Origin of the sequence: Aldersonia sp. NBC_00410 (assembly GCF_026342035.1) — a bacterium.
GTDB lineage: Bacteria > Actinomycetota > Actinomycetes > Mycobacteriales > Mycobacteriaceae > Aldersonia.
On record NZ_JAPENM010000002.1, the window covers coordinates 265,929 to 289,400 of the forward strand.

Genomic DNA, 23,472 nt, shown 5'->3' on the forward strand with positions numbered 1-23,472 from the left:
GGGGTCAGAAGGTGAGCAGGGCGGCAGCGATACCGGCAGCGGAGGAGGCGATCACACTCGCGATCAGGATCATCACGATCGAGGTGGCGGCCGCGGATTCGTGTGGCGCGTGCTGGCGCTGGTAGGCCAGCCGCCCACCGGCCCAGATCAGGCCGGCCAGCATCCCCGCACACACCAGCCACAGCAGCCAGCCCACCACCTGCTTGAGCGGGTCGAGAACCTCCGGGGGGAGCTGCTTGACCGCGACGAGCTGGGTTGCGGTGTCGGCCAGGACGATCACGACCCGCTCACCCCACCCGGGGTGAGAGCGCGCGTCGAGTCGGCGGGGTCATGGAAGGATGACCGCGTTCATGATCGTGCCGGCCGCGGTGGCGATCACGCCACCGACCAGGGCGCCGAGCACGATCTTCGGGGACTCGAGTGTGCCGCCGTTGTATTTCTCCCACCCGAACTTCCCTCCGGCGAAGATCAGTGCCGCGACACCCGCGAGCAGCACGGCCCACATGAGCCAACGGATCAGCCGGAGGAACCCGTTCGATCCCGGTGGGGCCTCGGGGCTCAGGTCCCCGATCACGCCCTGCACCGGGGCAGGATCCTGTTGGGCGAAGTAACTGTGCATCGCGAGCACGGTGTCGGTGCTGGCGTGCAGGGTGTGCAGGATCATGACGAGCGCCTTTCTCGGGTGGAACGCGGTGGGGTGTCGGGGAAATCGAGCGCGGTGCGGAGCGCGTCGTGGATCGCGGCCCCGAGGGCGGTCACCTCGCGCGGCACGACGGGTGTGTGCTTCGGTGCCGGTTTCACAGGCGGTGGGTCCAGCGGGGACCAGACCGGCAACGTGGTCACGTCGTGGGTGAGCGGGTACTGCTCGATCCACGCGACGCGCCAGGCGTGCTCGACCAGCCCGGCGGCCAGGTCGCGGGTCTGGCGGACCGCGGCCGGGATCCGCCCGGGCCGGTCCGCGACGGTGACCAGTCCCAGTACCCGCGCGGGGCCGGCCAGGCCTGCGGCGTGCTGACGCAGCAGCCCGTGGGCGCGTAACAGGCCGGGTACCGTTTCGCGGGCCACCAGGATCACGAACGGTGACTCCTCCGGGTAGTGCGCGGGCCACCGTCCCCCGGCCTCACCGGCGGGGGCGAGCACGTGCGCGAGCGTGGACACCCCGGCACCGCCGTGCGCGCCGAGTAGCCACACCGCCGGGGAACGGTGCTGCCCGTGCGGGACCGGGCGGTCCCACACCGGCAACCGGAACTGCGGCGCCCGCACCGCAAACCCCGCCCCCGCTGCGTCCGGATCGGGCAACCGGGTCATGCGGGCGTCGTCGCGCCCGGCGGGGCCGACAACGACATCGGCACTGGCGAACTCGTCGTTGCCGAGCTGGTCGCCGTCGATGGGTGCGTGGGGCATGGGATGCGGCATCGGATTCTCCTTTCCTGCGGTGTCGTTACCGGGCGGGACCGGTCGCGGTGGCGAGGTCTTTGGCGAGCGCGGTGAACCAGTCCGCGACGAACTGCACCGGCGAGGGCCCGCCCGCGGCGGCGGGGGCCGTGGCGTAGCTGTTGTGCCGCGCGATGGTGTCGGCGTAGCGGGCCAGGGTGGCGATGTTGAGCAGGTCGGCGTTGTCGGTGACGTTGCGCTGCACCGCGGTGAACGTTTGCTGCACCAGCCGCGACGTGGTCGCCGGCGGAACGAGTTTCACCAGCGCTCCGCCGAGTTTGGTGGCCAGCAGCGCCGCGGCGGCCACCGGATTGGCCAGCCCGACCGTGGCGAACTCGGTTAGGTTGGCCGGGGTCAGGATCTCCTTGGCCACGGTGAGTGCGGCGTTGAAGCCGATGGTGCCGACCTTCATCAACGCCCGCATCGCCTCCGACGGGGTCGGCAGCGGGGTACGCGGGTCCGAGGCTTCGGCCAGTCGCTGTGACAGCGACTTCTGCGGTGACAGCGACAGGTTCGCCAGCGTGGTGCCCTGCACGTCGTTGTTGATCACCGTGACGCCGGTCTTGATCGTGGTCAGGGCCAGCGCCTGCGCGATCGAGGACACCGCCGTGATCGGGTCACCCGCCGAAAGGTCGGACTGCCCGGCGATATTCGCGATCACGCGGACGATCGGCGCGTCGGCCGGGGCATCACACGACAGATCGCCCGGAATGCAGAAACTCGCGACCCGCCCGGTGAGGGCCCCGTAGTCGGGGGCGGTGTCGGCGACCGGGCCGATGCCGCCGCCGGTACCGGTGGGCTGGCTGGGTGCGGTGAGTTTGGAGACCTCGGTGCCGGTGGTGCCGGGTGCCGGTTGTGGGCTGGTCAACCCCGGATCACCCGGGAACAGTGCTGCGCGCGGTGCGCGGGTCGGGTCACCGAAGGTGGCGACTCCGACGAGCTTGTCGGCCGGGATCACACCCTGCCCGGCACCGACCTTACGGGCGAACGCACTCACTGCGTGCGCGCCTTGGCTGTAGCCGGCGGCGGTGAACTTCGTGTCCGGGCAGGCCGCCGCGATCTGGGCGGCCATGTCGTCGAGGCGCTGCTCGGCCTCGGTCACCGACTGCGAATACGGCACGTTGCTGCCCGCGACCGCGCCACCGAACCCGGCCGAATACGGCACGTAGGCCCGCGCGACCGCGACACCGTCCTGGGTCGCCTTGGCCAACATCGGCATGAACACCGAGGACAACATTCCCGTATCGGTCGTCGGTGATGCGTCCGGTGAGGACTGCCCGGTGCCCTGCACCCCAAGCGCGAACAGCTGCGGGCAGGTGCTCCCGATCAACTTGGCCACCGAAGGATCAACCGACACCGCGGCGGCGGAGGTGGTCTCGGCGACCGGGGCCGCGCCGGCGACGATGCCCCCACCGGCGCCGACGATCACCACGGTGGTGCCGGCGAGGACCGCCATGCGGATGCTGCGAACGGTCATTTCTGCATCTCCTGCATCAGATTTCGGTACGCGGTCCGGGTGAGAGGGTTCAGCTGGGCCCAGGTGATCGGGCCGCCGAGCGCCAGGTGCGGGTCATAAGGGATGTCGAAGACACCGCGGACCCACTGCCCGAGGTGGGTGCGCAGGTGCTCGGACACCCCGCGGTGGGCGTGCACACTCTGATGAGTCACGACCACGGCGCAGTCGGCGACCACGAACTCGGTGCAATGCTCGTCGAGCCACTCCAGTGCGGGCATCAGCCGATTCGCGGCATCCGCGCGGGCGGCCACGGTCACCACGACCGGCACCCGCGGATCGGCCAGTAACGGGCGAATCCCGTTGGCCTGCAACGGGGCACCACCGTCGTACACCGCGGCCACACCGGCATCACCGAGCAGGCGATGCACCGAGGCGAACGTTTCACGGCGCGGCAGGTGGTTCTCGGTCCGCCCGAGCACCCCGATCCCGAGGCTGCTGAACCCACACGCATCCTCGACCGGCGACGGCAGCGAGGGCTCGATGGACGCCAGCCAGGCCTGCACACTGGACAGGCATCGGTGCTCGTCGGCGCCGCGTCGCGCCAGATCCCCACCGGCCGGGGTCGCGTCGACCACGACCGGCCACCCGCTGCCCTCGACCTGCGTGAGTGCGGACGTGATCCCGATCGCGGTCGTGGTCGCACCGGAGCCGCCGTTGCCGCCGACCACCAGCATCGGGCAGCGCGGCCGCAGCGCCGGCCCATCCGGTAGGCCGACGCGCACGTACTCGCTGCGGGCACTTGACGCGGGCGGCGTGGTCGGGGATCCGGGCGGGACCGGGGCGTGCAGTCGATCCGCGTCCCGGTCGGAAAGCGCTGTCCCGGAATAGATATCCAGTGTTGTCATCATTGCCCGCCTACGTTCGCGGGGGCAACAGCGATGATCGCCGGGCGGCTGTCGGGGCCAGTGGCGGTGGTGACCGTGGTTTCCCAGCGCTGCGTGGTCCGATCGGGGTGCAGCTCGTCGACGGTGACCGCGAACCGGTCCGGGGCCAGGGCGATGATGTTCACGCAATGCTCAGTTCCGGCGGGGATCGTGGCGATCGCGGCCCGGGTGTCCTCCACCGGTGCCACCACGGCGCCCGGCGCGAACAGTGCCCGCACCCCGTCGGAATCGCGATCGACATACATCCGGTGCTGCAACGCCAACACGATCCCCGGCCCGGACGTCAGGTCACCTGCGCCCGAACCGGACACGTGCGCGCCCTCCTGCACCGTCGGGCACCACGCCGCCGGCACCGCCGACGGGCGCACGGATTCCGTCGGCGAGGTGACGGCCGGGACCAACCCGGTGGGTGCAGCGCTCGTCTCGTCCGTGCCGCGGGTGACGGTGAGGGCGAGCACCACGCCCCCGGCCACGAACACGCCCGCGACACCGACACTCACCAGCCGCGCCCGGCGCTTGCGCGCGAGGCGTTGTTCGCGCCGTTCGACGAGTGACGCTGACAGCTCGGCCATCCGGTCCTGCGCGTCGGGCTCGTCGTTGGTGAACGCGAGGTCATCACCGATGGCGTCGTGTGCACCGACGACATCGACCTCGCTGGCGAGCCAGCCCGTCCAGTCCGAATCCGGTGGCGGGGCATCCGGATCCAGCTGGGGCGGGTGGCCCGCGAACCGGCCGCCGGACCCCTCGATACCGGCGGCTGTGTCCTCACGGCTGTTCATGGCGATGACCCCGCGAGTCTCAGTGCCCGCTGGCGGCGGACTGGACGGCGGAGACCAGGTCGTTGACCGGCGCGGTGAGCGTGCCCAGCTGGCCCGGACTAAGGGTTGGCACCGTGTTCACCGCCTGCCGGAACGACTGTGCCACCGGCGCGACGTCGGGACGCTCCACCACCTGCGTGGCAACCTGCTGCACCGCCGCCACCTGCTGCGGTGCGGCGGTCTGGACCGCGGACTGCGCCGTGCTCGCCGCGTCGGCGAGTTGTCCGGTGACCTGCGCCGCCACCGGGGTGGCGCCCACGATCGCGTCCCGCGCAGCGGAAAGCAGCTGCGGGGGAGCCGAATCCACCACCCCAGCGACATCCACAGTCGGCAACACCGGTGCAGCAGGGGCGGGCAGCGCGGGAATGCCCGCGGTGTCCAGCAGCGGCGGCGGTGGTGCCGGAGACGCGTTCTGGCCCGCCCCGATCGCGCCCGCGACCACACCGGCGCCCACGCCGCCAGCCACCGCACCGGCCACGACAGCCGGGACACCGGTGATCGCACCACCGATGATGCAGCCGCCGATCCCGCCGAAGATTGCACCCGCAGGCGCACCGAGACCAGCCGTGAACACCGTCGCGGCCACCGCACCTCCAGCGGCACCAATCGCCGCACCGACACCGCACCCCAGCACCGAACCCGCGATGCCCGCGACCTCGGCGCCGGCCAGCGCACCGACCGCGCCTGCACCCGTCGCGGCCGCGGCCGCGCGATCACTCTGGATCCGCGAAAAGCCAACCGAATCGAAACCTTGCTGCCCCAGATACTCGACGTAGGCGCCCCAGCCATTCACCTTGTCGGCCACGTCTTTCGGCAACCAGTCCGGGCGCTGCTGCTGGAACGTTCCTGCACGGATCGTGTCCGGCGGGGCCTGGATCGGTGCGGGCGGACCCACCGCCTCTGGTGCGGCCGCAACCACCTCGGGCTCCCGAACGCTGTCGTCGCCAAACTCCGGCGTCGGCGACATCTCCTCGTCAGTCGAAACCTGCGGGTACGACGGCTTCAGGTACTGAGGAACAGGCCGGCTCGGTGCCACCGGCGCATCCGGAATCGAGGAAACCAACGGCGTGTCCGGCACAGGAGGCGGGGCCGGCGACGCGCTCATTCCCGGCTGACCCGCGCCTCGGGGCCCCGGCGTCAACCCCGGCTGGCCAGAGGTCGCCGAACCCACGCCACTGCACGTGAACACCACCGCCAACGGGAGCGATCCCGCTACCGCGATCCGGCGACCAATCCGATTACGTCCCATCCCTGCACCGACCTTTCACGAGGAGAACACCTGGAAATGACCGGTTCGACGCCCCAGAAGTGGGGGCCAACCCGCTCGGTAGCGACTATATTAGCGCTTAAATTAGACGCGTCAACAGCAATGACATCGATCCGTCGCGACGATCGACCCCACGTTCCACCCCTGGACCCGCTGCTACTCGGCGTCATTGCCGTGGCGAGCACCCTTCGCCGAACGCTTGGCGCGCGCGGCATACCCCCGCTCATGCCCCCATGGAACGGCGCCCGACCCCACCGAGCGCCCCCTGGACAGTTATGGCTCCCGCACAAAACTAAGAGAAATTAACTCTAAATCCGAGAGTAATTTTTCCGCCAGACTTCGCGGGTATCGCGAGTCTGCTTCTGGAACACTTCATGCATTTCGCACGAATACTTGTCTACCGCTGTAGCATGGGGTAGTGGCGGACGACTTCTCGCAGCACTTCGCGGCCGAAGTTGCCGCGCGCCGCAAGCATCTGAATCTGACTCTCGAGGCACTTAACGCGGCGGGAGGTCCGACGCCACCAGTCATTGCACAAGCCGAGCGAGGCGACCTGAAGAGTCCGCGCCCGAGCACACTGACCAAGTTCGACAACGGCCTGCAGTGGTTGCCCGGCAGCGCGGCCACGACATTCTGGGAGGGCGGTGATCCGCAAACCACCGACGTCCCGCCCACGCGAGACTTCGAGCCGGGGGCGGGCACAGTTCCTCTCGACCTCGAGTCGTTCCTCGGCCTAATGACTGCCCAGCGAGAGCTTCACGACATTGCCGCACGATCACTCTCCGGCGAACTCGAACGCGCCAACCGACTGATCGATGATTTCATAAGCCAGGTCGCCGGCGCCTTCGTCACCGATCTGCTCGAACGCAATCAAGACAGCGATGGCGGGCGGACGACCCATCCACTCATCGAGTACGCATTCGGCGAATTGCTCTCTACGTCAGTATCTTCCGACGACCCGGATGCATCCGAAAAGCTCTACCGCAGGTGGCTTATCGGCCGTGAGCCAAACCTTGACCGCGGACAACTCGCGGACTTTGAAAGCAGACTGCGCCGCAAGCGGCAAGGTCCCCGAGCAGGGAGAGGGTGACCGGTGACGACAAACGACCATGGTTTGCCATCGGTCGCCGAGCGGATCAACCGATTGTTCGACGCCGCCCATGTGCGGGACGCTCCTGAACAGAGCAATGAAGCTGTGGCACAGTCAATCAGCGCAATTCTCGGGTCGGACTTGCCCGTAGACGTGGTGACAGGGCTACGTCGCGACGACGGTGCCGAATCCGACCTCCGTATCCTTCATGCGATCGCCAAGCACTTCGACGTGCCAGCGCGGTACCTCACAGGTCCTGACGACGAGGTACATGTACTCGACAGAGAACTCCGCTTGTTGATCGCCGCGCGGAACGCTGGCGTTCGCAAGATTGCGATGCGCGGCGGCGGGGGCGGGCTCGCCGATGACATCGCAAGAGTTCTCGAGGAGCTTCCTGCACAATACGACGACCACTAAGGCGATTTCCGGGGGGAAGGACCGCCATGTCGACCGATGCAGTAGCAATAGCGGCGCAAAGACTGATCGACCTGATGCCGACGGATGTTCCGTGGGAAAGACAACGGTTCGTCGATACCGTCGCGTCAGTGCGCGGAAGGCCCATTCGGCTTGTCTCGGTCACCTCGGAGCGGCTCGGCGGCGTCACCTGCGCGGGTACGACCTGCGGGCTATGGCTGGCCCGCGATACCGACGACCTTCTCGTATACGGCTGCGATACCTCCGCCTACAACGCCGATCAAGTCATCTGTCACGAGATCGGGCACATGATGCTTGCCCATGAAACCTCACCGCACGCCGACTTCCGATTCGAACAGCTTGGCTCGCTGATGCCTTCACTCGCAAACTCGTCCATCCTGCGCGCACTCGGCCGCAGCGACTACGACGAACAGGCCGAGCGCGATGCCGAGGCGTTCGCCGACCTGGTGATGATCGAAGCGATGACCGTCCGACAACGAAGGGTTTCCGCTATGCGCTCGACATTCTTCCGCGGCCGATGACCTCCCCAGTTCCCGGCGTCATCGCATGGCCGGTGATCACCCTGCTGGTATTGCTGACGATAGTGCGGTTCGCGCTGATCAACTCCAGCATCACGGATCGGCTGATAAACCAGGCACTCGCTTTCGCGGCTGTTGGCATGCTTCTTCGGGAACAAGCCACCGAAGACCTGCTCGGGCGTTTCCCTGGTCCAATCGGGGATATCGACTTGCTCCGGCAACTGTCCTTCTGCGCGATCATCGGGATCGTCCAGGCACTGTACGGAATCGGCAAGCTGTGGGATGGCGCCGATCCCGCCACTGCGCAGAAGCGGCAGCGCCGTTACTACGTCGTCGGCCTCATCCTCAGTGCGGTTGTCCTCTTCGCTGGTACACCGGCGCGCATGCAAAACGTCCTCATCGACCAGGAACTTACGTGGTCATCCGCGGTGCTTTGGTGCGCCTTCTACGCACCGATCCTGGTGTGCGCCACCCTTTACCTGCGCCTCGCGGTGCGTGAGTTGCGCGCGGGCGACAACACCAGCCGTGAAAAGGCGATCTACGCAGCGAACATCGGCATCAGTGGAGTCCTCGTGTTCGACGCGGTCGTCACCCCGCTGAACACGATATACGAGGTGATCAGCAACACCCGGTCCAAAGATCCCGAGATGCACATCAAGGCACTGACGTTCTTCCTCGCGACCACGGCGGCAAGCCTGATCACGATCGTGCCCACAGTATCTGCATTGCGGGTCCGGTTCGGTCGTGACCGAACCGGGCGCAACCGTCGACTGCTCGAACCGCTGTGGCAGGACCTCACCGCGCTATTTCCCGAGGTGGTCGCCCGCGACCGCCTCGCCACCGACACTGAAGCCGCGCGTTTGCATCGAATGACAATAGAGATTCACGATGCTCTCCTACGGCTGCGGCCCTACGCGACTCCGGTCGCCAAGCACGACGATGTCGCCTCGCCGACCGCCGCGGCCGCGGTTCAGGTGGCGCGCGCCTACACGGCCAAGCTCCACGGAACGATCCCTTCGAACTCTGGTGTGCAGCTGGACATTCTGACAATGCCGACGAAATCGACGCACCTGACCGCAGCGAGTGACAACCTCGTCGACCTGGCCCGGCAGTGGCAGACAGCGCTCGCGCAGTGCGCTCCCGCCGCATCAAGGTGAGCGACTTCTTGAAAGGTTAACCAGCCCATGACATCAACGCCGTCTGCGCCTCCGCGCACGTCACGTCCGTCATTGCCGCGTCCTCGGTTCCGACTCCCGCTCCTCGGCGACCTGCTGACGATCAACCCTGCCAAGCCGACGCAAACAAGTCTCAAAGACGCGCAGCGCCTCGGCCCTATCTTCGAGCGCATGATCGTGAACTATCCGATGATTGTCGTTTCGGGACCACAACTGATTGCCGAAGTGAACGATGATGCGACGTGGACCAAACACGTCGGGGTGTTGTTCAAGAAGCTGCGCCCGATCGCGCGAGACGGGCTCTTCACGGCCTACAACTACGAGCCCAACTGGCAGAAGGCGCACAATGTCCTTGCGCCCGGCTTCACGCAGGAGGCAATGCGTAGCTACCACGGCACGATGCTTGCGACTCTTCGTGAACTAGTCGACTACTGGGACTACCGCATTGACGGTTGGGTCGACGTACCGGAGGACATGAACAAGTTCACCCTCGAAGTCATGGCCCGCACCGGATTCGGATACACCTTCGACTCGTTTCAGCGCTCCGGCGACCACCCGTTCGTCGAGGCGATGATGCGCGGCCTGACCTACATCAACCGAAACGCGAACCTTCCGCCAATTCTGCAGAAATCGATCGGGTATCGGCAGCGCGCGCAGCATGAGCGCGACAAACGCTATGTCAAGGATGTCGTCGACGACGTCGTCGCACGCCGGAAGGCTGGTGTCCGTGTCGAGGCCAACGCAACTGCGGGCAGCGATCTGCTCGAGCGAATGCTCAGTCAACCTGATCCCGACAGCGGCGAACCCCTAGACGAGATCAACATCCGCAACCAGATTCTCACGTTTCTTGTGGCTGGACATGAAACCTCCGCCGGGGTCCTCGCTTTCGCGTTGCATTTTCTGGCCACCAGGCCGGAAATCGCCGATCGCGCTCGCCACGAGATTGACGCGAAATGGCCCGCCACCGCCGAGCGGCCTGAGTTCGCGTACGAGGACGTCGCAAGACTCCGATACCTGCGACGTGTCGTCGACGAGACACTGCGGCTGTGGCCAATCGCGCCGGGATACTTTCGGGAAGCGAAGGAAGACACCGTCATCGGTGACGGCGCCTACCCCTTCAAGAAGGGTGAGTGGGTGTTCGTCCTCACATTGGCTGCACACCGCGATAGCGTGTGGGGATCCGACGCCGATGACTTCGACCCCGATAGGTTTCTCCCCGAACGACTCCGTGCGCTCGATCGATCGTACGTCTACAAGCCGTTCGGGACCGGGATGCGCGCGTGCATCGGCCGGCAGTTCGCGTACCACGAGGTTCTCCTCGCTCTCGCGACACTACTGCGGCGTTACGAGTTCGAACCGGATCCTTCGTTCCGACTTGATCAGAACATCAGCGAGCAGATCACTCTCAAGCCGACGGGCCTAAGGCTGCGCATCCGGCGAAGGGACCTTGGGGAGCAATCGTCTCAAAGCGGCTAAGCTAGTGGGTTTCTAGGTCGAGGCCGCTCGCGAAGTAAGGCGCCTGCCCGATGCAGCGAACAACGCAACATTGCCCACGATGCGGGAATCGACCTGTGTAAACGAAGCTTCAAGTGCCGACACGAGCCCATCGTGATCGTCCGTACGGTTGTGGAATGCTCCGATCCGGTTGTAGAGCTCTGTCAACGCGAAGCCTGCCGGGTTGCGGTTCACTCCGGGACCGAGCACCGTCGAGCCGAAGAGGACGCCGTCGTCGGACAGTTTGTTCGCGAGGTTCTTCAACGCGGCCGACTTCGCCACCCATCCACCGGGCAGACAGTGCAGGACGTAGTTGATCCCGATCGATTCAAATGGCCCACCAACATCGCCGAGAGGGTCGAGCACGTTCTGCTCGATCGTCCTCACCTGATGGCGGTCGGACAACCGACGGACGGTGTGTTCGAGGCTGTTCGGGTTGAGATCCAGCAAGACGATGTCCGCAGACGGTCCTGGGAAGTCGGCGTGGGCCAGAAGCCACCCGGACCCTGGGCCAACTTCGAGGTGTCGAAGGCGCACATTTGCGTTGAAATGTTCTAGTAGCGTACCGGCCGGGCACCGCCACGCCACCGTGTTCGATAGACAGACAACCCACAAGTCGTAGACGTTGAGGAACAGCTTCGTATACGGCGCGCTGGCAGCCAAGACGTCAGCATTGTCCTGTTCATTCGTCACGTTTCCCCCTCTGCGATGCCTTCTCGATCGTGCCATGCCTCCCAGAGGGTCGTGCTGTCCGAGGACGAAGGTGGGTGAAAACGCTAGTCAGACGTTCTACCGCGTTCTCGATGAGCTGGGCGTCTGACGCTTGGTTGATTTCCGCGCGCAAATCGGCGCTAGCCTTGGCTGCACTCGCGGAGGGAGCGGATCGTGGCCAAGGATTGGCAGGGCGTCAGTGCAGCGATGCGGCAGCGGATGGGTGAACTCGACATGACCCAGGCCGAGCTGGTGCAGAAGTCAGGCCTTGCGCCGATGACCATCCGTGAGATGGTCAACGACACTCAGCGTCGACGCCGCAGCCAAGTCACGCTCGCAGCCGTATCGGAGGCCCTCGGCTGGCCGCGCAATCACCTCAAGCTAGTCCTCGAAGGAGAGTCTCCGAAGGATCCCGACCGCGATGACCCCGTCCTTCAAGAGCTTGCCGAGCTCAGGGCTCAACTGCGCAGACTGAGCGGAAGCGAAAAGAACGCCGAGGAACTCAGGGCCATCAACGATCGCCTCGACCGGATCGAGCAGCAGCTAACCGGCGGCGACGAAGCACCATGAGTCGTTCGACTCGGTCGTCCAGCAAACCCGCCGACCACCGCTCCGACTCTCCACGATCGCCGTCTGCGTTATCTGATGTTTGATGGGCTCCGCCATCCGAGCCGGCGTTGCTCATGACCGCTCACCCTCGATGCAGGTATCAACGGTGACTGTCGTGGCTCCGTCAGTCTGCAACGATGTCGTTGGACCCGGAAAGTTCTTGGTCGCCATAATGATCAGTGCCCCCGTCTGATCTTCGATCCTTGCGTAACCCCCAGCTCAGAATGCGCTCGAAGAGCGGGACGTTTTAACCGCCCAGGAGGGACATTTTGGGACACTTTCGGATAGACTCAGGCAATGGCGAACCATCGTCTGCGCGGCGCGATGACCGCCGCTGGATTCACCAATTCGCGGCTAGCAGAGTGTCTTTCGGTTGACGGCAAGACCGTGGAGCGGTGGATCACACAAGGTCGGCAGCCGCACCCATCTACCCGTGCGCACATTTCGAAGTTGCTGGGGCACGAAGAGACCTACCTTTGGCCAGGCTTGCTGATTGGCGGAAGGTCAGCAGAGACGTCGCGTTCCGAGGTTGTGCAGATGTGGGCGGCCAGAGCTGATGTACCCCATGAGATTTGGCGCGCATTGATGCGGCAGGCAAACGAGACGATCGAGATTCTCGTCTACTCGGGCGGCTTCCTCGTCGAATCCTTGGGATTCGTGGACATCGTCACGGAGAAGGCTCGCGCCGGAGCCCAGATCCGGGTACTACTCGGCGATCCTGACTCGGAGGCCGTGCGTGAACGTGGCCACGCTGAGGGCCTACCGACACTCCCCCAACGGTGCAAATCGACAGCCGAGTACTTGGCCGACTGCCTGAAACTGCCCGAGGTGTCGTTGCGGATTCACGACACCCCGCTGTATACCAGCATCTACCGCTTCGACGACAACATGCTCGTCAACACTCACGTGTATGGCGCCTACGCAGCTCGGGCGCCCGTACAGCACCTCCAACGAATTCCCGGCGGGCGCCTCTTCACGCTGTATGCCGACTCGTTCGAGCAGGTGTGGGCGACTGGGCGCCCGGTAGTCTGAGCGTTGTGGGACAACGCATCGACTACAACAACGACCCATCAGCTCCGCCGGCGAACAGCGTGCGGCCCAGTGCCGGCGCCTTCGTATCGAGGGATGGCGCGGTCCTGTTGATATGTCGTTCGGACAACGGCAACTGGTCGATGCCTGGTGGCGCTCACGACCCCGGAGAATCATTAAGCCACACAGCGGTTCGTGAAACCGAGGAGGAGACCGGGATCACCGTTCAGCTAAACGGCATCGTGGGAATCTTCACAGACCCGCGGCACGTCATCCACTACACCAGCAACGACGAGGTCCGCCAAGAGTTCACCGTCGTCTACCGCGCAAGCTACGTCTCGGGCGAACCGACACCGAGCTCCGAGAGCACACGTGTCGAGTGGGTAGCCAGCGCGAGAATCCCTGAACTCAAAATGGATACGAGCCAACGTAAACGCATTGAGTGGGCGCTGACTCAGACAGAACCATTCATCGACCCAGCCACGGAGTGACAGACCTCGATCAACAAAGGCGAAGCCTCCTGAATCGACTGAGCGACGACATCGTCCGCTCCGTACCGCTCCAAGATCTCGGCCAGACGCTCCTCAACCGTCACCGTCTCCCCGTTCGGCCCTGTGGTCATGTCTGCCCACCACAGCACGCGGTTGGCGTTGTCCATCTCTGGACCGTCATAGGCAAACTGGTCGAACTCGCTAAGGTCGATGCCACGACGGCGAGCCTCGATCAGGCTCGCAGTGTGGTGGGCGACCAGGTGACACACGGCCGACGAGTAGCCTTGCGATTCGAGCAAGCGCGCGCCGTCCAGTGGGTGGAACCCTCCGTCGGGATGTCCGTATCCGACGTCATGCAGGTACGCCGCGATCACGAAGTCCTCGCGCAGATGGTCCGCAACAAGTTCCGCCGCCCGTTCGGCTTTCCGACCCACCTCGATCGAGTGCTCACGTCGGGCAGGCGTCAGCAGAGCCAGCAGCTCTGAGATCGCTGGAGAAACCGACATACCCCGACGATATCGTTCGATCGCAGGTGACGAACACTAACGTGTGACGTCTGACTTCGAACGATGCACTGCAGTTTGGCCACTAACCTTGTTCGCCACAGCTTGGCGTTCGCCCGCCACCATTTGGCGGCACGTGTGAACGGGCCACTGGTTCGACCGTCGCGCGACACTCCCGACAGTAGGCGTGACTCCTCAGCATTGGTCGGCGAGTCAGGCTCGGATGACCCACAACCCCCGAGGATCCACTGGCATGCGTGGGCGAGCACTCGTCTGTGGATTGCGCCAATCGGCCGACCCAGACCTGTCGCCAGATTCCAATATTAGCGCTAATATAGTTTCCGTCTCAGACCCAAGACGCTACGGCCGATGACTGGACGGGGAAGTACATGCAGACACCCAGTTCGCGAACCGAGGAATCGGAGGACCTTCCGCTCCTCCTTGCAGTGCCACGAGCAGCAGCGCTTCTAGGTATCAGCCGCGCGTCGGCGTACCGCCTTGCATCGCGCAAGGAGCTTCCCATACGGCGCCTGGGCGGGCGGATCTACGTTGTGACGGCCGCGCTTCGCGAAGAGTTCGGACTCCGCTGACGATGCGCCGCCGACGATTTGGGAACGAGTCTTGCGTGAATGCGTCATGTCCGCGTGCGGCCTTGAAGGAGCGTGATTGCAGTGGTCGACAACGGCTCTGATCGCGACCTGCTCACAGCTGGCGATGTGCAGGGATTGACGGGTGTCCCCGTCTCCACGCTGCACGACTGGGCAGCCAAGCGCGAGCGCGGCATGGTCGCGCCCGGTCCTCGTCATTTGCGGCTGAGCGATCGTCATCGGAGATGGAATCGGCGTGACGTCCTCGATTGGCTCGAGTCGGTACGGGTGTAGCCGCTCACCCACCCGAATCGAGGCAGCGGTACCGACTACGACCGAACGGCCTTTGCAAAAACAGCGCTTCCATTGCTGTGCAACATAATTCAAAGGATCGGACGAACCGATCATGTCGATCAATCGCCGCAAGACCACTGAAGGCGCGCGCTGGGACGTCGAATGGCGACTGCCCGACCGCACCAGACGGACGCGCACTTTCAAGACCGAACGTGCAGCGAGACTCTTCGAAGCCGAGGTCGCCGTTGCCCAAGCGCGCGGCGACCGAGTCGATCCACGCGGCGGCAAACATACACTGGCAGAAGTCTATTCGGTCTGGCTCGCATCTCGTCCAGATCTGAGTGCGAAGGTGCGCCGAGGTTACACCGACAACTGGCGGTTGCGTGTCGAGCCCAGGTTCGGTACGTGGCCCATAGCCAGGATCGACCAGGAATCAGTTCAAGGCTGGGTCAACGAAATGACCGCATCTGGCCTCAGCCCACGAACGGTCCGCTGGACTCACTCGGTGCTCAAGATGTGCCTCGACCATGCCGTCGAGAGCGGTCTGTTGATCGGCAAGAATCCCGCGACGCGAACGAAATTTCCGCCGATGCGACACCGCCAGCACACATATCTGACCGCGTCCGAGGTCGCCGCACTCGCACAGGTCTGCGGCGAGTACGGCGATGTCGTGCTGATTCTGGCCTACACCGGCTTACGCTTCGGCGAACTCACCGGCCTCAACGTCGAAGATGTCGACCTCGCAGCACGTCGGATCCGCGTGCGCCGCTCGATCACCCAGGTGGGCGGCAAACTCACCGAGGGAAACACCAAGTCCCGTGCCGGCCAGCGCACGATCCCAATCCCCCAGCGTTTGATGCCAATACTCCTCGACAGAGTTTCAGGACGCGGTCCGGCGGAGCCGGCAATCACCTCACCCAAAGGATCCAGGCTCGGGCTGGAGAACTGGAAACGAGCGGTTGCCTGGAAGGCCTCGATTGCGGCTCTCGCGCGACCGAGCCTGCGCGTCCACGACCTGCGCCACACCTATGCGTCGCTTGCACGTAAGGCTGGCGCCGACCTGCGGCTGCTTCAAAAGGTCATGGGCCACGCCTCGATCACTGTCACCGCGCACACCTATGCCGATCTGTACGACGAGGAGCTCGACAGCATCGCCACTGCACTCGACGGCTTGGCCGGCATCGATTCCGTGTAGGAGCGCAACCTCCACGGCGGGCCACCGTGCGCTCGCGGGCCCTCCACACATCACTGCAGGCACCCGGGGATTGCTGACCCGAGAGCCTGGCGCCGGACCCTCGGCAGCCGCCCAGGGAGCGGACCGACGGACGTGGCACTCGATGCCATTCCGTTCGGAATCTCGACCCAGTGGCACCCAGTGCCAGGCCTCTTATTCCGACCCTCGATAGTTTGGCCGGATTTTAGCCGGATGGAGACGCGGAATGCCGTTATCTAAAACGGAGAATGGCATTTCGAAACATGCCTTGACCTGCGGTTTCAGTGTGTGGTCCCGGCTGGGATCGAACCAGCGACCTTCCGCGTGTGAAGCGGACGCTCTCCCACTGAGCCACGGGACCGTCTGCGCGCCCCTGCGGGGCTTGCCGAACGAGGTGGAACATTAACACGACCGCACGGGCGAGTCACAATCCGCCCCTCGGGCCACAGACCTGAGCTGCCACCGGCGGCCGTCGAGCAGATACCCAGAGGCGCTCACAGGACGTCTACCAGCAGATTTGTGAGTTCACTCCGCTGTCGGCTAATGTTCCTTTTCGCACCGCGGGGCCGGAAACAGCGCCGCGGACGAATGCGGATGTAGCGCAGCTGGTAGCGCATCACCTTGCCAAGGTGAGGGTCGCGGGTTCGAATCCCGTCATCCGCTCGAGGTATGGGTCTCGACATTAGCCCGGTGGAGTGGCCGAGTGGTGAGGCAACGGCCTGCAAAGCCGTGCACACGGGTTCGATTCCCGTCTCCACCTCGCGCGATTAGCTCAGCGGGAGAGCGCTTCCCTGACACGGAAGAGGTCACTGGTTCAATCCCAGTATCGCGCACCACCGTTTTACCTGATCAGCCCCGGTATTCACCGGGGCTTTTCTGTTTCTATGCCGCATGCGTGCCATGTGTTCGACCCGTCACCCCGTCCATACGACCGCCGTGCAACGTCGTCTCACACAGCTCCCGGAATAGGTCCGCAACGCGGCACGCTCCGCTCGGATTCGGGCTGGACACGGCCTAGGTCGGTCGCGTCAACGGCTGCTGTTCGCCACCGCTGCACCGGCATCATCGCCGTCGCGCAGGACGCTACCGCGACGTGAGTGCTCAGTCAGCGCCCAATTGCACCTGAACGGCGCCCTCGTCCTGCAGGTCCGGCGCATTGGATTCGGCGAACCCCCGCGGTGGCGGTCTCATTGTCGATCGGGCTGGTGCTGGCCGTGCTGCTCGGCGTGTTCACCCACGACCTGGGCTTCCGCCCGGCGAATGCGCGAACATTCGACGAGTTTCGCACCCTGGACGTTGTCGCTCGGCGATACACTCGGCCCAATCTCTGCACCCATTATGGGCCGCCGCACGGGCGACCGTAACCACCACGATTCCGCAGCTCAGCCCGCACATCGACCCATTCAACGACGAGAGGTTCGCGGTGAACGACATCAACCTGGACGAGATCGGGCCAATCGACTATCTCGTGGTGGAATTCCCCGCCGACCGGCCCCCGAACGGTAGCGCCTTGCCGCAGCTGCTCGACCTCGTCGACCGCGGCATCATCCGGGTGCTCGACCTGGCATTCGTCCGGCGGGAACCCGACGGTTCACTGGTCGGAATCGACATCAGCGAGTCCGGGATGGAAGGCGACCTGGACGTGACCTTGTTCGCCGAGGCGTCCTCGGGACTACTCGACAGCACCGATGTCCACGAAGCCGGCGCTGTCCTCGAACCCGGCTGTACCGGCGCGGTCCTCATCTACGAAAACCGTTGGGCAGCGCCGTTCGCGTCCGCGCTCCGACACAACGGCGCCCAGCTCGTCGCCTCGGGCCGCGTCCCCACCCAGGGCATCCTGGCAGCGCTCGAATCCCTCGACACCGACGACTGACAAGGCCCCGATCGTGTGTCGCTGGCTCGGCTACTTTGGAAATGCAACGACCCCAAAGGAACTCATCTACGACCCCGTCCATTCGCTGATCGAGCAGAGTCGACGGTCCACGCCGGACATGGCAATGGCCAACGGTGATGGGTTCGGGCTCGGCTGGTACCCCAGGCCGGGCGAGCCGGCGCTGTTCCGCAACGCCGCGCCGGCCTGGGGTGACGAGAATCTGCGTGAACTCACCGGCGCAATCGAATCGCCCATCTTCCTGGCGCACGTTCGCGCCGCGACCAACACGCCCGTCCAGCAGACAAATTGTCACCCCTTCCGCTACGGGCCCTGGATCTTCGTGCACAACGGGTTCCTGGCCGGGTTCGAGCTACTACGTCGCGACCTACTCCTCGCCGTCCGACCGGATCTCTTCGACAACATCAAGGGCTCCACCGACTCCGAACTCATGTTTCACCTCGCCCTGACCTTCGGGTTGGCCGACGATCCGCTCGGTGGGCTCGAACGCATGGCCGGATACATCGAGGCACTCGCTCAATCCAAGGACATCGCCGAACCGGTGCAGATGACCATCGGACTAACCGACGGCGAGCGCCTCTATGCCGCCCGGTACGCCAGCGGCCCCGTCGTCAACACGCTGTACGCGAGCGTCGATATCGACTCCGTCCGTCAGCTGTACCCCGAAGACCACCGCCTCAGCCACTTTTCGGAGGAAGCTCGCGTCGTCGTTTCCGAACCGCTGAGCGACCTGCCGGGGATATGGCACGAAGTTCCGCCATCGAGCGCGTTGATTGTCCAGGACGGACCGGACGAACAACGGCCATTTCGACCGCAGCCGCCCTCCTGAACCATCTCCGTCAACGACCAAACGACGGGGCGCAGACACGGCCATATGTCGAGGTGTAGACAGGTTTCTCCTGCCAGGATTGAGCCTATGAGCGAGACCAACTCGGCCGACGCCTCGGGGTCTGGCAAGCAGTCCATGACGGTGCGCGGCGCCGCGTTCCTCGGTGTCGGGTCGATGGTCGGCGCCGGCATCTTCGCCCTGCTCGGCGAGGCCGGGACGGTCGCCGGTTCGGCGGTATGGGTGTCGTTCGTCATCGCTGGTGTCGTGGCAACCCTGCAGGGGTATGCCATCGCAAAGCTCGGCGCCCGCTACCCGTCGTCGGGCGGCATCGTCACCTTCCTCCTGCTCGGCTACGGCCCCGGGCGCATCACCGCGGTGACATCGTGGCTGCTCTACTTCGCGGCGCTCATCGTCACGGCGATGGTGTCGGTTTCGTTCGGCAGCTACGGTTCTGCGCTGTTCTTCGACGAATCGACGGCGTGGGCCAAGGTGCTGACGAGCGTGGTGATCTTGGGCGTTGCCGTCGTCAATATCGCCGGCGCGAAGTTCATCGACCGGGTGCAGACGGCGATTGTGGTCGTACTACTCGCTGTCTTCGCGGTTTTCATCGTGGTCACGCTTGCCGAGTTGAACCCAGACCTGCTCGCCCCGTCCACCTACCCGCCGACGGTGGACATCGTCTCCAGCGTCGCGTTGACCTTCTTCGCCTACATCGGATTCACCGTCATCAGCTTCACCGGCGGTGACATTCCCAACCCGAGTCGCAACCTCCCCAGAGCCATGTACCTGGCCCTGGGCATCACGACGGCGTTGTACGTGTTGATCGCGCTGGGCGTTTTCGGAACCCTCACGGTGCAGGAGGTGATCGACAACGGCGAAACGGCGCTCGCACTCGCCGCCAAGCCCGCACTCGGGGATGCGGGTTTCGCGATGATGGCCGTCGCGGCCCTGCTGGCAACCTCGTCGTCGGTCAACGCCAATATCTATGCAGCTGCCGGGTCGACGGCGAAACTGGCCGAGTCGGGCACGTTCCCACCGATTTTCGGTCGACTCGCGAGGTTCGGCGGAACCTGGGGCCTGGCGATCTCGGTGCTGCTGATCCTGCTCATTGCGAACACTGTGGACCTCACCGCAATCGCGTCACTCGGCAGCGCCGTCGCGCTGGCAATCTTTCTGGTGACCTCGATTGCCGCCTACCGGCTGAAGTCCGAGACCGAATCCTCCACCGCCCTGCTCGTCGCGGGAATTGCGCTCACGGTCGTTGTGCTCGTCGTATTCGGCGTGCAGACGTTGCGGACCGCGCCCGAGACGTTCACCGCCATGATCGGGATACTCCTGCTCGCAGTGATTCTCGACCTGGTCTGGACTCGCCTGCAACGCAGAAGAACCTGAGCGCGGCCCCGATTGTTCGTAGGATGACTGCGCGAGTGTGATCGAACCGAACATCCCGACGCGGAGGAGTTCGCGCATGGTTTCCGGCAACACCCCGACAGCCTCTGTAGCCGACCGGTCCCCCGACCAACCAGAGCCCTGGTTCACCCGCTCCACCACCGACATCGAAACCGCGTTCGGCGTCGACGCCGCCACCGGGCTGACAGCGACCGCAGCCGCGGACCGGCTGCGCGAGCATGGGCCGAACCTGCTCGTCGAAGCGGCGAAGGATCCGCGCTGGAAGAAGGTCGCGCGCCTGCTCACCGACCAGATGACGATCGTGCTGCTGGTCGCCGCTGCGGTCAGCGCCCTCGTATCCCACGAGTGGGAGACGCCGGTCGTAATCCTCGCAGTGATCACGCTGAACACTGTGTTGAACTACCTGCAGGAAGCGCGCGCCGAAAACAGCCTGCAGGCCCTGCGCGACATGGCGGTCGCCAACTCGCGGGTACGCCGCGACGGTCGACTCCAGGAAGTCGCCCGCTCCGAACTCGTCCCCGGTGACGTGGTGCTGCTCGAGGCCGGTGACTCGGTCCCTGCGGACGGCCGGGTCGTCGAGGCCGCGAACGTGCAGGTGGCCGAATCGGCGTTGACCGGTGAGTCGCAGCCAGTAGAGAAGTTCCTGGAGAAACTCGACGACGCGGACCTCCCGCTGGCCGACCGCACCAACATGCTCTACATGAACACCGCGCTCACCCGGGGGCGGGCGGCGATGGTGGTGACCGGCACCGGTATGGACACCGAGATCGGTGCCATCGCAACGATGCTCGGGCAGGCCGGCGGCGACAAGACCCCGCTGCAACGCCGGATCGACAAGCTGGCGCAGACGTTGACCATCATCGCCCTGGTGGTCGTGACCCTCGTGTTTGTGATGGGCCTGGCCCGAGGTGACTCCTGGACGGACCTGCTGCTGACCGCCGTGTCGCTCGCGGTGGCCACCATCCCCGAGGGTCTGCCGGCGGTTGTCGCGTTCACGCTGGCCATGGGCGCGTCGCGGCTGGCGCAACGCGGCGCGATCGTCAAACAGCTCTCTGCGGTGGAAACCCTGGGCAGCACCGCCGACATCGCGACCGACAAGACGGGAACCCTGACGCTCAACCAGATGACGGTGCGTCGATTGCACATCGTCGGGCGTGGCTTCCGGGTCAGCGGCGAGGGCTACGCGACCACCGGCCAGATCCTCACCGGCGACGGCATCCCGTTGCCCGACTTGACCGATGCGCTGACCGCGATGGCGTTGTGCAATGACGCCTCCGTGCACGACGGCACACTGGTCGGTGATCCCACCGAGGGTGCGCTGGTGGTGCTCGCCGAAAAGGGTGGAATCGACGTCGACGGCGCACGCGAAGCACTTCCCCGGGTCGCGGAGGTCCCTTTCGACTCCGACTACAAGTTCATGGCGACCTTCCATGGCCACACTTCAGACGCCGCCACGATTTACCGCTGTTGCGTAAAGGGTGCGCCGGACGTGCTGCTCGAGCGGGCCGGGTCGGTGCTCGCCGAGAACGGGGTGCGGCCGCTCGAAGCCGCCGATCACGAACGTATTCGGGCGCGAGTCGACGAGTTGGCGGCCGAGGGTCTGCGGACACTGATGATCGCCGGACGCGAGATCGGCGACACTCTGCCCGGCGACTCGGCGGCGCTGTTCGACCAGGTCGACCGCCTCACCCTCTACGCGCTGGTCGGAATCGTCGACCCACCCCGCCCAGAAGCCGCCGCGGCGATCGAGGTCGCACACGAAGCGGGAATCCATGTACACATGCTCACCGGCGACCATCTGACCACCGCGACCGCGATTGCCCGAAACCTGGGCATCACCGGCGACGCCGCCTCCGGCGCCGCGCTCGACGCCCTCGACGACGACCAACTCGTGGCACGCGCGCGCGAATTCGGGGTGCTCGCCCGGGTCGCGCCGGAGCACAAGATCAGAATGGTCAAGGCGTTGCAGGCCGACGGCGGCGTGGTGGCCATGACCGGCGACGGTGTCAACGATGCGCCCGCGCTGAAGCAGGCCGACATCGGAATCGCCATGGGCATCACCGGAACCGACGTGTCCAAGGGCGCGGCCAACATTATTCTCACCGACGACAACTTCAGCACCATCGTCGCCGCCGTCCGCGAAGGACGCGGGATCTACGCCAACATCATCAAGTTCGTGAAGTTCCAACTCACCACCGCGTGGGGCTTCGTGCTCATTTTCCTCAGCGCGGGGGTGCTCGACCTCGCCGGCGGGGCGCCGTTCACCGCCCTGCAGATCCTGTGGGTGAACATCATCATGGACGGCCCACCGGCCCTGGCCCTGGGCGTCGATCCGACCGAACCGTCCGTGATGACCGACAAGCCACGCCCGGCAAACGAACAGTTGCTCACCCGCGCAAGGATTCGCCGGATTCTCACCTTCGGCGTCGTGATGGCCATCGGCACCATCTGCGTTCTCGCGTTCGCCGACGATATGTTTCCCGACAGCGCCGACGACCCACTCTTCGTGACCACTCTCGCGTTCACGACGTTCGTGTTCTTCCAGGTCTTCAACCTGCTCAACGTCCGGTCCGACACCCGCTCGGTGTTCTCACCGCAATCGTTCACCAACCCGGCCATCTGGGTGTCGCTCGTCGCGGTGATCGTCCTGCAGGTAGCGGTCGTGCACGTCGGCTTCCTGCAGGACCTGTTCGACACCACCGGGCTCACCTCCGACCAATGGCTGGTCGCCATCGCGATCGGATCAACCGTGTTGTGGATCGAGGAGGTGGTCAAGGTGGTCCTGCGCGCCCGCGATCGACGCCGCAGGGCCACGGCGGCGCCACGATGACCGGCCGCGACGAGTACACCATCTGCGCCTTGCTCTACCGGTACGCAGAGTTGCTCGACTCGGGTGACTTCGGTTCGGTGGCAGCGCTTTTCGCCGATGCCGACATCACGATCGGAGAGACCGTGATCGGCCGCGGCGCCGCCTATGTCGAACAGATGTTTCGCGAGATGGTGATACTGCATGCCGACGGCACGCCCAGGACCCGGCACCTGATCACCAACCCGATGATCGAATTCGACGGTCCCGACCGAGCGCGAGTGCGATCCTGCTACACGGTGCTGCAACCCCGCGACGGCCGGATCGACATCATCGCCTCGGGCCGCCACCACGACACCGTCGTCCGCGCCCAGGACGGATGGGCGTTCGCCGCACGCGACTATTCGCTGCTCGATTTCACCGGCGATACCTCGGATCACTTGCGGCCGGGCTAGATCCAGTGGCCAC

25 protein-coding genes and 4 tRNA genes are annotated in these 23,472 nt (G+C 65.1%); 19 read left to right on the forward strand and 10 right to left on the reverse strand.

Features of this window, described 5'->3' with window-relative positions:
* Positions 1–4: 4 nt before the first annotated feature.
* From OG921_RS04865 to OG921_RS04895, 7 genes are read right to left on the reverse strand one after another with little or no spacing between them, the layout of a single operon-like run.
* Positions 5–280, reverse strand: a complete 276-nt coding sequence (locus tag OG921_RS04865) for a hypothetical protein (protein WP_266111246.1) — start codon at positions 278–280, stop codon at positions 5–7.
* A 48-nt stretch (positions 281–328) separates the two neighbouring features.
* Positions 329–619 carry a hypothetical protein gene (locus tag OG921_RS04870; RefSeq protein WP_266111615.1) on the reverse strand — a complete coding sequence of 97 codons (291 nt, stop codon included), beginning with the start codon at positions 617–619 and terminating at the stop codon, positions 329–331.
* 41 nt (positions 620–660) lie between these two features.
* Positions 661–1,416 (reverse strand): DUF6668 family protein, encoded by a 756-nt coding sequence (locus OG921_RS04875; protein WP_266111247.1) that lies wholly within the window; start codon positions 1,414–1,416, stop codon positions 661–663.
* Between the two features lie 25 nt (positions 1,417–1,441).
* Positions 1,442–2,911 carry a cutinase family protein gene (locus OG921_RS04880; protein WP_266111248.1) on the reverse strand — a complete coding sequence of 490 codons (1,470 nt, stop codon included), beginning with the start codon at positions 2,909–2,911 and terminating at the stop codon, positions 1,442–1,444.
* Positions 2,908–3,798 (reverse strand): hypothetical protein, encoded by an 891-nt coding sequence (locus OG921_RS04885; protein WP_266111249.1) that lies wholly within the window; start codon positions 3,796–3,798, stop codon positions 2,908–2,910. Before OG921_RS04885 ends, OG921_RS04880 begins: the two co-directional genes overlap by 4 nt.
* A complete protein-coding gene (locus OG921_RS04890) occupies positions 3,795–4,613 on the reverse strand; it encodes a hypothetical protein (protein ID WP_266111250.1) in 819 nt (272 codons plus the stop codon). The genes OG921_RS04885 and OG921_RS04890 overlap by 4 nt, the downstream gene beginning before the upstream one ends.
* A 19-nt stretch (positions 4,614–4,632) precedes the next feature.
* Positions 4,633–5,619, reverse strand: a complete 987-nt coding sequence (locus OG921_RS04895; RefSeq protein WP_266111251.1) for a hypothetical protein — start codon at positions 5,617–5,619, stop codon at positions 4,633–4,635.
* Positions 5,620–6,337: 718 nt separating this feature from the next.
* On the opposite strand from OG921_RS04895, the gene OG921_RS04900 reads away from it, so the two are divergent.
* Genes OG921_RS04900 through OG921_RS04920 form a run of 5 tightly spaced genes read left to right on the forward strand, consistent with a single transcriptional unit; the run spans position 6,338 to position 10,613 of the window.
* Positions 6,338–7,009, forward strand: a complete 672-nt coding sequence (locus OG921_RS04900; RefSeq protein ID WP_266111252.1) for a hypothetical protein — start codon at positions 6,338–6,340, stop codon at positions 7,007–7,009.
* A gap of 3 nt (positions 7,010–7,012) precedes the next feature.
* On the forward strand, positions 7,013–7,426 hold the full coding sequence (locus OG921_RS04905; RefSeq protein ID WP_266111253.1) for a hypothetical protein: 414 nt from the start codon (positions 7,013–7,015) through the stop codon (positions 7,424–7,426).
* A 26-nt stretch (positions 7,427–7,452) separates the two neighbouring features.
* Complete coding sequence (locus OG921_RS04910) at positions 7,453–7,965, forward strand: ImmA/IrrE family metallo-endopeptidase (protein WP_266111254.1); 513 nt, start codon at positions 7,453–7,455, stop codon at positions 7,963–7,965.
* A complete protein-coding gene (locus OG921_RS04915; protein ID WP_266111255.1) occupies positions 7,962–9,119 on the forward strand; it encodes an MAB_1171c family putative transporter in 1,158 nt (385 codons plus the stop codon). Before OG921_RS04910 ends, OG921_RS04915 begins: the two co-directional genes overlap by 4 nt.
* Before the next feature lie 27 nt (positions 9,120–9,146).
* The gene (locus tag OG921_RS04920) at positions 9,147–10,613 is read left to right on the forward strand and encodes a cytochrome P450 (RefSeq protein ID WP_266111256.1); all 1,467 of its coding nucleotides are present in this window, start codon (positions 9,147–9,149) and stop codon (positions 10,611–10,613) included.
* Between the two features lie 12 nt (positions 10,614–10,625).
* Here the strand turns inward: OG921_RS04920 and OG921_RS04925 are convergent, their stop codons facing one another.
* Positions 10,626–11,324 (reverse strand): class I SAM-dependent methyltransferase, encoded by a 699-nt coding sequence (locus OG921_RS04925; RefSeq protein WP_266111257.1) that lies wholly within the window; start codon positions 11,322–11,324, stop codon positions 10,626–10,628.
* 192 nt (positions 11,325–11,516) lie between these two features.
* On the opposite strand from OG921_RS04925, the gene OG921_RS04930 reads away from it, so the two are divergent.
* From OG921_RS04930 to OG921_RS04940, 3 genes are all read left to right on the forward strand, one after another.
* Complete coding sequence (locus tag OG921_RS04930; protein WP_266111258.1) at positions 11,517–11,912, forward strand: hypothetical protein; 396 nt, start codon at positions 11,517–11,519, stop codon at positions 11,910–11,912.
* 336 nt (positions 11,913–12,248) lie between these two features.
* Complete coding sequence (locus OG921_RS04935) at positions 12,249–12,983, forward strand: XRE family transcriptional regulator (RefSeq protein WP_266111259.1); 735 nt, start codon at positions 12,249–12,251, stop codon at positions 12,981–12,983.
* Positions 12,984–12,988: 5 nt separating this feature from the next.
* Positions 12,989–13,471: an NUDIX hydrolase gene (locus tag OG921_RS04940; RefSeq protein WP_266111260.1), complete on the forward strand. Its 483-nt coding sequence runs from the start codon at positions 12,989–12,991 to the stop codon at positions 13,469–13,471.
* Here the strand turns inward: OG921_RS04940 and OG921_RS04945 are convergent.
* A complete protein-coding gene (locus OG921_RS04945) occupies positions 13,435–13,977 on the reverse strand; it encodes an HD domain-containing protein (protein ID WP_266111261.1) in 543 nt (180 codons plus the stop codon). The genes OG921_RS04940 and OG921_RS04945 overlap by 37 nt on opposite strands.
* Positions 13,978–14,363: 386 nt before the next feature.
* Between OG921_RS04945 and OG921_RS04950 the strand changes: the two genes are divergently transcribed.
* The 3 genes from OG921_RS04950 (at position 14,364) to OG921_RS04960 (ending at position 16,050) form a co-directional block, all read left to right on the forward strand.
* Positions 14,364–14,564 carry a helix-turn-helix domain-containing protein gene (locus OG921_RS04950; RefSeq protein ID WP_266111262.1) on the forward strand — a complete coding sequence of 67 codons (201 nt, stop codon included), beginning with the start codon at positions 14,364–14,366 and terminating at the stop codon, positions 14,562–14,564.
* A gap of 81 nt (positions 14,565–14,645) precedes the next feature.
* A complete protein-coding gene (locus OG921_RS04955; protein WP_266111263.1) occupies positions 14,646–14,855 on the forward strand; it encodes an AlpA family transcriptional regulator in 210 nt (69 codons plus the stop codon).
* A 112-nt stretch (positions 14,856–14,967) separates the two neighbouring features.
* The gene (locus OG921_RS04960; protein WP_266111264.1) at positions 14,968–16,050 is read left to right on the forward strand and encodes a site-specific integrase; all 1,083 of its coding nucleotides are present in this window, start codon (positions 14,968–14,970) and stop codon (positions 16,048–16,050) included.
* A gap of 307 nt (positions 16,051–16,357) precedes the next feature.
* Here OG921_RS04960 and OG921_RS04965 read toward each other — a convergent pair.
* Positions 16,358–16,429, reverse strand: a tRNA-Val gene (locus tag OG921_RS04965).
* A gap of 229 nt (positions 16,430–16,658) precedes the next feature.
* Between OG921_RS04965 and OG921_RS04970 the strand changes: the two genes are divergently transcribed.
* The 8 genes from OG921_RS04970 (at position 16,659) to OG921_RS05005 (ending at position 23,459) form a co-directional block, all read left to right on the forward strand.
* A tRNA-Gly gene (locus OG921_RS04970) sits at positions 16,659–16,731 on the forward strand.
* A 26-nt stretch (positions 16,732–16,757) separates the two neighbouring features.
* Positions 16,758–16,828 (forward strand) — tRNA-Cys (locus OG921_RS04975).
* A gap of 1 nt (position 16,829) precedes the next feature.
* Positions 16,830–16,904 (forward strand) — tRNA-Val (locus OG921_RS04980).
* Positions 16,905–17,491: 587 nt separating this feature from the next.
* A complete protein-coding gene (locus OG921_RS04985; RefSeq protein WP_266111265.1) occupies positions 17,492–17,941 on the forward strand; it encodes a DUF6325 family protein in 450 nt (149 codons plus the stop codon).
* A gap of 13 nt (positions 17,942–17,954) precedes the next feature.
* Positions 17,955–18,788, forward strand: coding sequence for a class II glutamine amidotransferase (locus OG921_RS04990; RefSeq protein WP_266111266.1), 834 nt, complete (start codon positions 17,955–17,957; stop codon positions 18,786–18,788).
* A gap of 87 nt (positions 18,789–18,875) precedes the next feature.
* Entirely contained in the window at positions 18,876–20,180 is a 1,305-nt protein-coding gene (locus OG921_RS04995) for an APC family permease (RefSeq protein ID WP_266111267.1), read from the forward strand.
* Positions 20,181–20,256: 76 nt separating this feature from the next.
* Positions 20,257–23,028 (forward strand): cation-translocating P-type ATPase, encoded by a 2,772-nt coding sequence (locus tag OG921_RS05000; protein WP_266111268.1) that lies wholly within the window; start codon positions 20,257–20,259, stop codon positions 23,026–23,028.
* Entirely contained in the window at positions 23,025–23,459 is a 435-nt protein-coding gene (locus tag OG921_RS05005; protein ID WP_266111269.1) for a nuclear transport factor 2 family protein, read from the forward strand. The genes OG921_RS05000 and OG921_RS05005 overlap by 4 nt, the downstream gene beginning before the upstream one ends.
* The last annotated feature ends 13 nt before the right edge of the window (positions 23,460–23,472 follow it).